This is a genomic window from Lysobacter sp. TY2-98 (genome assembly GCF_003367355.1).
Lineage (GTDB): Bacteria > Pseudomonadota > Gammaproteobacteria > Xanthomonadales > Xanthomonadaceae > Cognatilysobacter.
Genome location: NZ_CP031413.1, coordinates 1,582,607 through 1,595,989, shown reverse-complemented (window position 1 = coordinate 1,595,989; position 13,383 = coordinate 1,582,607). Strand labels below are relative to the sequence as shown.

The window sequence follows — 13,383 nt, the reverse complement described above, 5'->3', positions numbered from 1 at the left end:
GGGCGAACGCAACGTGAGTGTGACAGGCATTGTCAGTTCGGAGTTTTCCCTCGTTGGCATCGTCCAGCGTTTGGCAGGATGCACCGACGCGCAGAGCATCGTTTCCATCCTTGCGCGGTCGACGCGCGACCTCATCGGCGCGGACGGTGTCACCGTCGTCATGCGCGATGGCGGTCGCTGCCGGTATCTCGAGGAAGACGCGATCGGTGCGTTGTGGAAAGGGCAGGACTTCGCGCTCGACAGCTGCATTTCCGGTTGGTGCATCACCACCGGTGAGCCGGTGATCATTCCGGACATCCGCCAGGACCCGCGCATTCCGCTGCCCTTGTACGAAGCGACGTTCGTGCGCGCAATGGCGATGACACCCATCGTCCGCGACAAGCCGGAAGGTGCGCTCGGTGTCTACTGGGCGACGGAACACGAGGCGACGACGCTGGAAATGGCAGCGCTGCGTGCGCTCGCCGATTCGGCCGCGCTGGCGCTGGCGAACGTCCAGCTGCTGCAGGAACTGAAGCGCAGCAGCGAGCGCAAGGACGCGTTCCTCAGCAGCCTGGCGAACGAACTTGGCGAGACGCTGGGGCCGATGCGCACGTCGTTGCATCTGCGCCGGCAAGCACGCGATCCGGCGCTGGACGCACGCATGACCGAAGTCATCTCCGAGCAGCTGGATCGCCAGGCGCGCCTGATCGAAAACCTCGTGGACGGCAGCCAGCTACTTACCGGCCAGGCCAAGTTGCACCCGCGCCTGCTGGATCTGCGCGGGATGGTCGCCGACGTGGTCCGCCGGCGCGCATCGGAAGCGGAACTGGCGGAGATCACGCTGGGCATGTCGGTGCCGGACACGGCGGTCGACATCTGGGGGGAAGCGCGTCGTGTCAGCCAAGCCCTCACGCACGTGCTCGACAACAGCATCCGCTGCACGCCGCCGGACGGCCGCATCGACGTGCATCTGGAAGTGCGTGACCAGAACGCATGGCTGACGGTGCGCGACACCGGCATCGGCATTGCACGTGACTCGCTGCCGCACCTGTTCGAGCCGTTCTTCAAACCCTCGTACGAGCCGGCGCGAAGCGTTGCGGGGCTCGGGCTGGGGCTGAGTCTTGTCTCCAGCATCCTGCAGTTGCACGGCGGCGACGTGCGCATCGACAGCCCGGGCACGAGTCAGGGCACCGAGGTGGTGATGCGATTTCCACTGGGATGCCTGACGCAAACGCCGGCGATGCCCGGCGTACAGGCCTAGATCGCACGTTTGCGTTGAGCCGGCGCGAAGGCGTACTTGCGGGCCGCTCAGTGCGTCCCTGAGCTTCCGCTCAGGCCCGATTCGATGGCACCGCCGATCGCACCGCCGAGCAGCCCGCCGGCGGCGGTGCCCACCGCACCGCCGATCGCGGCGCCGACCGGCGCACCCACCACCGCGCCCACGCCACCCGCCGCAGCGCCGATTGCGCCACCCACCGCGCCACCCGCCGCGGTGCCTGCCGCGCCGCCGACCGTCGCACCGACCTGCGTGCCCACTGCGCTGCCCGATGTCGGCGCCGGCGCCGGCGCGGTGACGCTCGTGGTGGACGGTGGTGCGGATGGCGCCGTCGTCGACGTGGGAGGCGGGGCCGTGCCGGGCGCGACCGCGGGCGCAGTGGCTGTCGACGAGCCGCTGGGCGTCGTCGTCGTGCCGCCTGTTCCCGACGTCGCGGGCGGTCGCGGTGGCGTTGTGCCCGGTGCCGAGGGCGTTGTCGTCGTCCCCGAGCCCGACGTCGAAGGTGTCGAGGTCGTGGTTCCGGATGTCGAGGGCGCTGTCGTGGTCGCGCCGGGCGCTGTCGACGTCGCGCCCCCGGTGGCGGGTGCGCTGGGAGGCGCGGTCGTCGCCGGTGTCGACGTCGATGGTGAGGGCGCGGCAGGCGTGGTCGGCATCGCGATCGGTGTCGCCGCGCGTCGCGCTTCTTCCGCCGCACGCTGCGCGGCCTGACGGGTCGCGCGCGCGGCCGCCGGATCTTCGACCACCGTTGCCGCGGGATTAATCGTGCTGTTGCGAATGCGCTCGGCCTGCGCCTGGTTCGCCATCTGGTTGAGTGGCAGATAGTCGCTGCGGAAGTTCAGTTCCACCGACGAATTCAGGTCGAGATCGGTGTTCATTTCCTCGGTCGACTGCGAACGCTGCGTCGAGACATAGCCGATCGTGTTCTCGACCTCCGCGCTCGCGCCCCACGGCCCGAAACCGAAGCTGCCACCGCCCTTGATGCGGTTCTGGATGCTGGTCTGGCTGCCCTGGTCCTGGTTCGCGGCACTGCGCGTATCGATGTGGAAGCGCATCGCGGCGTTGATCTTGCCGCTGTCGATCACGATGCGCTGCATGCCCATCATCACCATGGTCGCCAACATCTGCTGGCGTTGCCGCGCAAGGAAACGTCGCGCGATCGGGACGAGCTGCTCCGGATTGCTCGCCTCCAGCGGATCTTCCGGCGCCATGCCGAGCGTGGCGCGGATGATGTCCGGCGTCGGCATCGACGCACCGCTGCGCAGGCGAAGGCGTGCATTGGCGATCTCGTCGGGGTCCGGGGCTTCGCCGGGTTCGACGTCGGGGGCTTCGTATTCGATGGCCTCGGGGAAGTGGTCCGCCAGCCACTGACGCACGCGCATCAGCCCGAACTGCGCGCCTTCGAAGCCCTCGGCCGATGCCGACACCGCGTTGAGCAGGTTGACGTACTGCTGCATCTGCGTCTGGTTGGAATCGAGCATGGCGCGGAACACGCCATTGATGAGGTCGGTGACGAAACGGGGAAACGAGACCGCGTTGAGGACGTTCTGCGTTGTGCCGGCGATGCGGTCGGCCGAGGCGCCGAAGTCCGGTTGCGACTGCGCACGCGCGAGCGGCGCGTTACGCGGTGGCGCGGTGGCCGCATGCGCATCGCCTTCTTCCTCGATCAGCCGCGCGGCGAGCGACGACACGCGCACCATCGCGTGCGCCAGCGACCGACGGTCGTCTTCATGCAGTGCGTGATAGCCGGGCGCCTTTTCCAGCACGTCACGTACAGCGCCGCGGATCCAGCTGGGCGGCGGATCGTGCGCGGCGGGCGGCGTTACAGCCATCGCTCCTGCCGTCTCACGTGTCGACGTTGGCGGCGGCGGAGGGCGTCGAGTGGGCGTGGCCGCGTGCATGGCGCGGCCTCAGGCGGCGATGGGCAGCGACGGCGTGAGGGCGGGCGTCGCCTGCGTGGGCTGCAACGGCGTGGCGTCGAGCCAGCGCTGCGCGGACATGATCAGGTCGGCGTCCGCCGGCGCGCGCGGATCGAGCGTGACGTTCCTGCTCTGGTAGTTCGACGCAAGCCACGCGAGCACGGCCTGGCCGGCGCGGCCGCGGTCTGCATGGCTCTGCACGGTCGTGGCGCTGCCCGGTGTCATGCCATCGCTGCTGGAGGCCGTCGCGATCAGCGCCCACAGCGAATGCGTGCCGAACGCGGACTGCAGCATGCGGTCGCGCAGGAAGCCGATCGCGGCGTTGATCGTGTCGATGACGTCGCGCACTGCGATCGAGGCCATGGCGTCGATGCGCTGCGCGAGGAATTCGGCGAGCGATTGCGCAGCGACGGCGAGTCCCGTCTGTTCGCGCAGGTCGGGTCGCACGCCGCGGTCGTCCGCATTGTCGGCCTGCGCAACGATCGCGCGGCACAGCGCCATCATCAGGCGATCGAAGTGCGGCTGTTCCACGACGCGATTGAAGATCGCCTCGCGTTCACCGGGCTGCAGGCGATCGCGGCGGCCGCGCCAGAAGGTGTTGATCGACTGCGCGACCGGCCCGAGCGGCTGCGTGATCGCGCCGCTCGCGAACAGGCCGGCGACGAGTTCCCCGCAGCGCAGCAGGCCCGCGGCCTCGAGTTCGGCGGCGAAATACAACGGCCCCGCCGCGCGCAGCTGCGCGGCGTCCATGGCGTTCGGTGCGCCTTCGGGCAGATCGATGGCGCCGGGGGCATCGGCGGAAAGCGCAAGAGAAACGGCGCGCTCGTGGCCTGCCACCTGCGCGGTCGCGAAGGCGAGGGCGCGCAACAGTCCGGCGTGCGCCGGTCGCCACGGCAGGCGGACGTCGGGCGGAGGCGGGGCGAGGCGCATGACGGGCGTCAGGCCGGTGTGGTCGCGGTGCCGGCGTTGGCGCCCGCGCGCGGCGGCGGGAGGTTGGGGTCGACCGGTGTCGAATTGCCCTGGATCGCCGCGATCATCGCGGGCGATGCGAGTTTCTCCATCGGGAAGTAGTCGCTCTTGAAGTTCACCCGCACTTCGCCGGTGAGCTTGGCCTTCATGTCCTGCTTGGACTCGGACGTCTCGTCCACAGACGACGACACCGTGGTCATGTGCCGCTGCACGTTCTCGTTCACCGAGCCCGCGGCGCCCCAGCCGAAATGCACGCCCGCCGCGCTCTTGTTGCGGTTGTAGCTCGACTGCGTGTCGGTCAGGCCGGCCTGTGCATCGCGCATCATCTCGTCGCTGGCGCGGAAGTCGAACACGACCTTGGCGTTGATCTGGCCGTCGGTGACGACGATGCGGTTGATGCCGAGGATGACCATTGACGACAGCAACTGCTGCCGACTGCGCGCCATCTGCAGGCGCGCGGCCTGCACGAAACGCGCTTCCTGCTCGGCGTCGGAAATGTCGTCCACCGGCTGCGCGAGGCCGAGTTCGGCGTTGATGCGTGCCATCGTCGCGTCCATGTCCTCGACGTCGTTCATCGCCAGCATGTTGCCGCCACCGTCGGGGTTCTTCTGCACGCGCATCGCATCGGGGAACTTGCCGGCGACGTAGTCGCGCGCGTTGTCCATGCTGATGTTGTCCTGCGCGAACTCGTCGACCGACTGCGACACCGACTTCAGCAGCTCGGCATAAGCGCGCATCTGCTGGATGGTGGCGTCGACGATCGCCTGGAACACGTTCTGGATGAGCCCGCCAACGAATTTCGGAAAATCCACGGCCTCCATCAGCTTCTTCGCATTCGCGCCGAGCTTGCTGGTTGACGCGTCGACGAAATCCGCGCCGGCCGCCGTGCCAATCTTGTCGGACGCCTTGTTCTTTGCATTCTCGACCGCGTCGAGCGCGCGCGTGGTCACGCCCTGCGCGCGCGAAACCGGCATCGCGGTGGCGGACGGCGCTTCGCGTGCGAGCACGCCGCCACGCGGTCCGAGTTCCTGGCGCGCAAGGTCGTCGGGGTTCGCCATGTACGAGGCGACGCGCACCATGTTGCGCGCGATTTCCTGTTGCTCATTCGGCGGCAGCGCCCGGAAGCCGGGCGAGGACTGCAGAAGGCGACGCACGTGCGGGCGAACGACGTCGAGCGTGGCGTCGCTGAGCCAGCCGGGTTCGCTGCTGGGAAGGCGTTGCGCGACGGCGGACATGGGCGGGCTCCGGGACAGGAATCAGACGGCGGGGGCGGGCGTGGGTGCGGCAGCGGACGCAGGTGACGGCGTCTGCGCGGGCGCAGGTCGTCCGGCCAGCGTCTTGACCATCCCGGGCTGCGCATTCATCTGGATCGCGGCGATCGACTCGGGATTGGCGAGCTTGTCGAGCGGCACGTAGTCGCTCTTGAACTTCACCTTCATCGTGCCGGCCAGCGACGCCTTGGCGGTGAGCTGCGCGTCGCCCTGCGTCTGCGTCACCGACTGCATCGAGATCAGCGGCTGGCTGACGCTCTTGTAGTCGCCCTTGGTGTAGAAGCTGGCATCGCGGCGCTGTTCGACGACGCGGCCATCGGGCATGCGCATCATCGTCTGCGTCGGGCCGCTGCGCATGATCGCGCCGTTGGCGACCTGCTCGGTGGTGACGGTGGCGTCCCCGTAGTCGAACGACTGCGCGGTGTGCTGGAACTGGAAGTTGTCGCGCGCCTGGAAGTCGTACATCACCTTGGCGGTGAGTTCGCCGTCAGTGACGACGATGCGGTTGATGCCGAGCATCACCATCGTCGCGAGCAGCTGCTGGCGTCCGCTGGCGATCTGCGTGCGCGCGGCCGGGACGAGCAGGGCTTCGACGAGTTCGTCGTCGATGTGGTCGATCGGCTTCTCCAGCGGAAGCGACTGGTTGATGCGCGTGACGGCGGCGGCCTGGTCGATGTCCTCGCGCAAGACCACGCGCGGCTGGGGCGGGGTGGGCGCGTCGGCGAACGAGCCGGAGCCGAACGAGAACGGATCATCGCCGCCGGTCTGCAGCTGGAAGATATCGGGGAAGTTCTGCACCAGGTGGTCGCGACCCTGGTTCTGCGTGGTGTTCTCGTCGCGGAAATCGTTGAGGCTCTTCGACACGTCCGCCACGAGCTTGGCGTAGGCCTCCATCTGCTCGATCGAGGTCTGCACGATCGAATGGAAGACGCCATTGATGAGGCCGGCGCAGAAGTCGGGAAAATTCACCTGCTGCAACAGCGCGCCTGCGACGGCCGCACCTTCGCGCGCGCCTTGCGCATCGAACTTCGGTGTCGCCGGTGGTTCCTCGCCCGCGAGCGCGCGCACCTGAGCGCTGGGTCGCGCGACGTCGCCTCGCGGTGCGACCAGCTCTTCGCCGATGCGCACCATGCCCTGCGCGAGGTTGCGCTGCGCGTCGGGCGAAAGCTGGCGGAACGCCGGCGTCGCTTCCAGCAGGTTGCGCACGGCCTGTCGCACCGGCGTCCGCGCATCGGTGGCGGGTGGCGGCGTGTAGGTGCGCGAACCGGGTGGAAACAGCGGTGCACGGACGGTGGACATGGCGGGCTCCGGATGGATCGGCGTGCGGTGGAACGTCGCGGTACGTGCGTGCAGCGGGCTACTGGATCGCGCGGGCGTCTTCGAGGGCGTCGCGCATCTCGAACTCGATCGGCCGCACGTACAGGCTGATGCGTGCGGGCGAAATTGGATTGACGCGGATGCTGAGCACCGAGAAGTGGCCTTCGTCGCCCGTGTCCATGCCGAACGCATCGAGCCAGCGCGTGAGCGCCGCGAGTTGCCGCGGACGTTCCGAGAGCCCGAGCTTCAGCAGGTCGAGGAAGCGCGACGGCAGGTCGGGGATGGCCGCGAGCAGCACCTCGAGCTTGAGCTCCGCGCCGTCCGGCGTTTCCCGCACGCCCACCAGCACACCGCCGGGCGGCAGTTCGAAGCGACCACCGAGCGCGACACCGACGATGCGCATCAGGCTCGGCAGCTGATGGCCGATGCCGAGGCGATTCATCAGCGGGCCCAGCGCGGATACCGCCATCGGGCCACGATGCAGGAACGTCACCCGCTGGCTGCCGCTCTCGCGCTTGCAGCCGATGCTGGTGAAGATGGGCATCAGGTTCGGCATCTCCGTCATCACCTGGCGGGTGAGGTTGGCGAGGCCGGGTGCGAGCGCGTCGATCTGCGTCGGTAGCAGTTCGTAGTAGATCTTCGCCGCGTAGAGGCCATCCTCGTCGAACGCGCTGCCGAACCATGCGCCGTAGTTCATCCACGACAGACCGCCGAAGCCGCGCCATTCCTCGCTCCGCGAGTCGAACCACTTGAGTGCGTCGCGGCCGAAGATCGGTGAGACCAGCCGACGCATCTCGCGCGTGGCTTCGTCGCGACGTGCGACCGGCGACGCGTTCGGCCCCAGCGGTTCGATGGTGAAACGCAGCTTGCCCGGCTCGGTCTCCGAGAACGACGGCTCGTACGGCACGGCGCCGGGGGCCAGCGAGTTCTGCGCGTACGAGTAGTCGTCGTCCGGCAGGTAGAACGTGCGCTCGATGAGGTTGTCGAGGTAGGGCAGGGGGTCGCGCGTGCCGAGCGCACGCGCGGCTGATTGCAGGGAACGCTGGACCAGGTGCTTGACCGGCCGCGGGCCGGCCTGTTCGGGAAAGGTGGAGACGTTCATGGCGGAACTCCGAGGTCGGTCAGGTCACGAGGTCACAGCGCGGGCAGGCTCATGCCGGCCTGTTCGAGGATGGCGCGGGCCTCCGGCGGCAGGCCGTTGCCGTTGCCGATCGGCCGACTCGGGATGACGGGCGACTCCACCGACTGCGAGTACTGCTCGATGCTCGCTTCCTGCACGCCGCTGACGGCCAGCCACTGCTCGCAGGCCTGCACCAGGTCCCAGTCGTTCGGGTTGAGCATCGGCTGGTCGCTGCCGCTCATCTGCGGATTAGTCAGCGCGTTGACGCTGATGACTTCGCCGTAGCGACCGGCGAGGCGATCGCTGTGGTTCGCGAGCCAGCGGATGACCACCGCGCTCGACCGCGCCTGCGTGCGGTGCTGGTGCGTATTGCGCAGCCCGCCGAGGTAGTTCGCGTTGACCTGGTCGATGAATTGCCACATGTCGCGAGCGCCGACGCAGGCGCGCAGCTCCGGGTCGGACAGCACGTCGCGGAACTCGAGGATGGTCTGCTGCAGCTCGGCGGCGGCGAAGCGCACGATGCCGAAGCTGTGCACCGACAGGTTGGCGGCGAGGTCGCGACCGGCCTTGCGCACCTGCTCCTGCGAGACCGCGACCGGCACGTTCGTGCGCAGCAGGCGGTCGACGGAAAGCTGGCGTCCGAAGTTGGACACTGCGGCGATGAAGCGCAGCCACAGTTCCTTGAACTCCGGATTGCCCGGCAGCGACGGATCACCTTCGTTGCGACCGAGCACCTGGCGATAGAGGTCCTGACGTTCGTTCTGCGTCATGCGCTCCGACGCCTTCTTCAGGTAGCCGTAGAGGTAGTCGCCGGCCTTGCCGCGGCTGATCGGCAGCAGCCCCGTGCGGAACAGGTCGACGCACTTCTCGACGACCTGGAACATGTTCATGTCCTCGCAGTGCGAGGCGAACACGACGGCCTGCGCGCCCAGCAGGTTCTCGCGTACCGCGACTTCGTCGGTGGTGTCGTCGAATTCGGGCAGTGAGATCTCGGCCGACGACAGCGGGGCGCCTTCGATCGCACCGGCCTGCATGTCGTAGCCGTTCTGGATGCGGCTGGTCAGCCACGGATCGTTTGCCGTGATGCCCGTGGAGGCGAGTCGACGCACCAGTGCGGCGACGTTGCGGGCCGACAGCGCGCACACGATCTCCGCACCGCTCGGACGGAACGGCGTGTCGGTGCTGGCGACGTCGCGACGTTCGTTCGGATCGCCGCCCGGGCGCTCGCAGCCGATGATGTCGGCATCGATCAGGCCGGCATCGATCTGCGACTGCAGCGTGACCTTGTACTGGTCCGACAACTGCGCGAACGCGGCATCGAACAGTGCGCGGTTGGCGCGGTATTCGCCCTGGGCGGTGCTGACCGCGCGGACCAGGTCCGCCTTGCCGCGCGTCGCTTCGACGTGGTTGTCCAGCTGCAGGATGCCGGCGATGCCCGCGAGTTCGCGTTCGCCTTCCTTCAGCGGCTTGAGCAGGTTGGTCGGCACGCGCTGGCTGCCGAGCAGGCCGTACTCGTGCACGAAGTCGTTGCCGTCCGACAGCTGCCGCCACGGAATCTGTGTGACCGTTTCGGCGAGCACCTGGTAGAACGGATCGGCGGTGACGTCGCTGGCGAGCGCTTTCTTGATCGCCTCGTAATCGCGCTGTTGCGAGGGATTGAGGCCGTCCAACGTCTTGTTGGCGAGAATGGATTCGAGTTTCAGCTTGCGTCCGCGCAATTCCTCACGGGTCTTGTGCTCGCGCTCGCCGAGATCGACCAGCAGGATGCGGTTCATGGCGGTTCTCTCTTCGTGGTGTGGGTGGGTGCTGCCGGAGGTGCCTGAGGCGGTGGCCGCCGCGGCGGGTGGAGACGTCGGACCGCCCGAACGCGGTCCGCTGGATGCGCCCGCGGTGCGCGGGCTGCCGCCCGAGCCGGACGGCGCGCGTCGCGAGCCCGTGCCGAGTGCATCGGACGCGCTGATGCCGCGTCGGGTGCCTGCGGCGCTCTTGCTCGGCGCTTTCAGGCCGCGTTTTCTGCCGCCCGCCGCCTTCTTCGCACTTCGTTTCGTCGCCATTGCAATCTCCTCGGTCGTCAGGCCGCGGCAGGCGCGGGGGTGGACTCGTACGACGCGTCGCTGGCATCGGCGTCGCGTAGTTGCAGATCGATGTCGTCGTCGAGCGCGCGCAGCGCTGCCGCCGCGTCGAGCACGCCGTGACCGCAGCCCGTGACGCCGGCGCGCGCGAACGGGCGCGCACTTGCGATCAGCAGGCGTTTGCAGTCGTCGCCGTTCAACGGCCAGGCACGACGTTGGGCACGCGAGGACATCAGTGCGCAGACGGCGGCCACGAACGGCGCGGCGAAACTGGTGCCGGTGGCGTGCTGGTAGCCCGCGAGGCCGCAGGTCACGATGTCGCGGCCCGGCGCGCACAGCGCGACATGGTCACCGCGCGTGCTGAACGATGTCGGCTTGAGCGCCGGATCGACCGCACCGACCGCGATCACGCCCTCGTGCGCGGCCGGATGGAAACGCTCGTCGAGGCCCGAATTGCCACTGGCGGCGACGAGGATCACGCCGCGCGCCATCGCGTAGCGGATCACTTCCTCGTGCGGACGTGGCGCGTCGCCGGTGAGCAGCGAGTCCGGCGTACCGAAGCTCATGTTGATGACCTTCACGCCGAGATCGATCAGGCGCTTCATGCCCGCGTCGATGTTGTCGAGCGCGCCCACCCCGAAGCGCTTGCCGTCCGCACCGACGGCCGCACCGAGCACGCGTACGGGCGTCAGGCCGCACAGGCCTGCTCCGCCGGACGGCATGCTGGCGCCGCGTGCGGACAGGATGCCGGCGCACCCCGAGCCGTGGCCGACGTCGTCGTCGGGCCGCTGGCCGCGATTGCGAAAGTCGCCCACGAGCGTGAGGCCACCGACGGACTCAGGATCAAGGTCGACGCTGTCGAAGCCGGCGCGTACGCGTGCGTCGAGTTCGGCGTGATGCATGGCGACACCGGTGTCGGCGAGACCCACGACCACCGCCGGGTCACCCGGTTCCAGGCGCAGCGCCTGCGCAAGGCGGATCGCATCCTGCGCCCAGCCCGTTTCGCCGACACGGCGTGTGTCCGTGTCGGCCGTCGGTGCGTCGAACGGCGCGTGGCAGAGATGATCGGGGCTGACACGCTCGACCATCGGCAGTTCGGCGAGGGCGGCCAGCAGTGCCGGCATGCGGTCGTCGTCGCGCACTTCGACGCGCAGTACGCGCGCGACGCCGCTGAGTTGTTCGGCGTCGTCGAAGCGACGTGCGCCGACGACGTTGCGCTCGGCGCGGCGCACGCGCGCGCTGTGCAGACGCGCGACGCGGATCGCCCCGCCGTGGTGGCGCAGGATGCGGTCGATGACGCCGCCATCGACGTGGTCCGCCAGTGGCGTGCCGTAGCCGTGCACCGCGCGCAGGCCCGGCACGTGCTCCGGCACTTCGCCAAGCTTCAGTGTGAGCAGCAGGCGGCGCGGGACCAGGGTTGCGTTCATGGCGACGCCTCCCACCGGCCCAGCTGGCCGTCGGCCAGGTGCACACGCGCGAATTCACCGTCGCCGAAGTCGACTTCGGCCTCGCAGCCGAGTTGCATCGCCATCGGTGCGAGCACGATCTCGCCGTCATGCGCGGCGACGACCGGGACGGACATCCCGTTCGCACGCACCAGCGGCAGACGACCGGCACGCAGGCCCGGCGCGGTGAGATGCACGCGATCGCCCTGGTCGTTGCGTTCCACCCGCGTGACGCGCGGCGCGGCGGCGCTCATCATCGCCTGCTGCAGGCGGTTGACCGGCATGCGCGACAGGCGCGCGATGACATCCGTGCCGGCGGTCGCCTTGAGTTCGTTGAGCTGCGTGATCGTGCGGACGCCGATGCGTTCGAGGCGACGCTGTTCGTCGTCGCTGATCTGGTCGCCGAGTGCTTCCTTGAGGTTGAACTTCGGATCCTCGGCTTTGAAGTCGACCGCGTTCTCCTCGACCATCGCCTTGGTGATCGTGGTGAGCGCGAGTTTGATCGTGCTGGCTTCGGCTTCACCCGGACCGGCGGGGCGCAGGTAGACGTCGTCGTCGACCATGTGCACGAACGCGCGAAGGTCGATCGAGACGTCCTTCACCGCGAACGTCAGCGGCATGCGGCCGACGCGCGCCTTGATCGCCATCGACGCCTGCGCCTTGTCCAGCTGCTCGGTGAGCGCCTGGATGAACAGGTCGAACGGCACGCCGGAGTCCTGGATCAGTTGCGGCATCTGCGCGCTCATGGCGACGGCTCCATGTGCGACGCCACCGCCGTCGCGCCGTCCGCGCTCCAGCCGATCACCAGCTTCGACGGCGTCGCGAACCACGCATCCACGGCGCGGGCGCGCGGCACGTCGGCGAGCAGCACGCAGCCGCCGTTGCGGAATACCGGTCGCAGCTCGAGTGGCAGCGTCATGTCGACCTTCGACAGACGCACGCCGCCCTGGAGCTCGATCGAGGTCAGGCCGTCGTGCAGCTCATCCAGCAGCTGGTGGAGTTCGCGCAGCATCAGGCGGCGCCTCCGCTCGGCGGTGCGGGCGTCGCGGGCGCGGCGGCCTGCGGTGCGGGTGCAACGGCAGCGCGAAGTGCGGGGGCATGGCGCTGGACCGCGGCGGCTTTCGCCGGCTCGACGAGCTTGTCGAGCGGCATGGTTTCGCTGACGAAGTTGAGCTTCACCTCGCCGAACAGATCGGCGCGCACGCTCGATTCGTTCTGCGCGTTGACGGCGAGGGTCGACACCATGGTGGAGCTCTGGCCGGAGTAACTCGCCGCGCCGCGTTCGCCCCAGTTGTTCACCGACTTGGGATCGCTCGACGTCGCGTACTGAACGCCCGCCGCATCGCGGGCGGCGGCGCGGAACATGACCTTGGCGCTGATGCTTCCGTCGCGCACGGCGACGCGGTTCAGGCCCATCAGCACCATGGTGGACAGCAGCTGATGGCGTTCGGAACCAATGTTGCGGCGCACCTGCGGTACGACGCGTTCCTCGAGAAGCTCGGTGGTGAGCTCTTCGCCTTCGATGCCGTAGTCGGACAGCCACGCCGGTGCGACGCCTTCGGCGCGCGGTGCGACCTGCGGTTCGGTGCGGTCGGCGCCGTCGGGCAGCAGCAGCGTGACGTCGCCGGGATAGCGCGTGGCCAGCCAGTCGCGCGCCTGGTTCGGCGTGACGTTGGCTTCGGTGAACTCTTCGACCGTCTTCGCGCAGGCGCTGACGAGTTCCGAATAACTCTCCATTTGCCGGATCGACGCGTCGACGATCGCGTCGAACGTGCCGTGCACGAGCTGCGCGACGAAGCCGGGGAAGTCGATCTCGTCGACCATCGCGCCGGCGCGGCGCGCGATGGTCTCGGTGGCCTGCGGCTTCGGCGTCGTAGTCGGCGTGGATGCGGACGCATCGCCATTGGCCATCGCATACGACGGCGCGCTGCGACCCTGCGCATCGCGCGCCATGCCGGGCGGGAAGATCCCGCCGCGGGCTGGCGTTCCGTTGAGGGGCGCGCGCGCGGACATGGTCG

Annotated in this window: 11 protein-coding genes; 1 reads left to right on the top strand and 10 read right to left on the bottom strand. The window is 68.8% G+C overall.

Annotated elements, in window-relative coordinates; translation table 11 throughout:
• Positions 1-70 precede the first annotated feature (70 nt).
• Positions 71-1,240, top strand: coding sequence for a GAF domain-containing sensor histidine kinase (locus DWG18_RS07575; RefSeq protein WP_162823753.1), 1,170 nt, complete (start codon positions 71-73; stop codon positions 1,238-1,240).
• A gap of 47 nt (positions 1,241-1,287) precedes the next feature.
• Here the strand turns inward: DWG18_RS07575 and DWG18_RS07570 are convergent, their stop codons facing one another.
• The 10 genes from DWG18_RS07570 to DWG18_RS07525 form a co-directional block, all read right to left on the bottom strand.
• A complete protein-coding gene (locus DWG18_RS07570; protein WP_115646639.1) occupies positions 1,288-3,084 on the bottom strand; it encodes a hypothetical protein in 1,797 nt (598 codons plus the stop codon).
• 78 nt (positions 3,085-3,162) lie between these two features.
• A complete protein-coding gene (locus DWG18_RS07565) occupies positions 3,163-4,101 on the bottom strand; it encodes a hypothetical protein (protein ID WP_115646638.1) in 939 nt (312 codons plus the stop codon).
• Between the two features lie 8 nt (positions 4,102-4,109).
• A complete protein-coding gene (locus tag DWG18_RS07560) occupies positions 4,110-5,375 on the bottom strand; it encodes a hypothetical protein (protein WP_115646637.1) in 1,266 nt (421 codons plus the stop codon).
• Positions 5,376-5,396: 21 nt separating this feature from the next.
• Positions 5,397-6,710: a hypothetical protein gene (locus DWG18_RS07555; protein WP_205289320.1), complete on the bottom strand. Its 1,314-nt coding sequence runs from the start codon at positions 6,708-6,710 to the stop codon at positions 5,397-5,399.
• 58 nt (positions 6,711-6,768) lie between these two features.
• Positions 6,769-7,830 carry a hypothetical protein gene (locus DWG18_RS07550; RefSeq protein ID WP_115646636.1) on the bottom strand — a complete coding sequence of 354 codons (1,062 nt, stop codon included), beginning with the start codon at positions 7,828-7,830 and terminating at the stop codon, positions 6,769-6,771.
• A gap of 32 nt (positions 7,831-7,862) precedes the next feature.
• Complete coding sequence (locus DWG18_RS07545; RefSeq protein WP_115646635.1) at positions 7,863-9,623, bottom strand: hypothetical protein; 1,761 nt, start codon at positions 9,621-9,623, stop codon at positions 7,863-7,865.
• A gap of 296 nt (positions 9,624-9,919) precedes the next feature.
• Positions 9,920-11,347, bottom strand: a complete 1,428-nt coding sequence (locus tag DWG18_RS07540) for a S8 family serine peptidase (RefSeq protein ID WP_115646634.1) — start codon at positions 11,345-11,347, stop codon at positions 9,920-9,922.
• Entirely contained in the window at positions 11,344-12,111 is a 768-nt protein-coding gene (locus DWG18_RS07535; protein ID WP_115646633.1) for a hypothetical protein, read from the bottom strand. The genes DWG18_RS07540 and DWG18_RS07535 overlap by 4 nt, the downstream gene beginning before the upstream one ends.
• Positions 12,108-12,377 (bottom strand): hypothetical protein, encoded by a 270-nt coding sequence (locus DWG18_RS07530; RefSeq protein ID WP_115646632.1) that lies wholly within the window; start codon positions 12,375-12,377, stop codon positions 12,108-12,110. The genes DWG18_RS07535 and DWG18_RS07530 overlap by 4 nt, the downstream gene beginning before the upstream one ends.
• Complete coding sequence (locus DWG18_RS07525) at positions 12,377-13,378, bottom strand: hypothetical protein (protein WP_205289319.1); 1,002 nt, start codon at positions 13,376-13,378, stop codon at positions 12,377-12,379. Before DWG18_RS07525 ends, DWG18_RS07530 begins: the two co-directional genes overlap by 1 nt.
• Positions 13,379-13,383 lie beyond the last annotated feature (5 nt).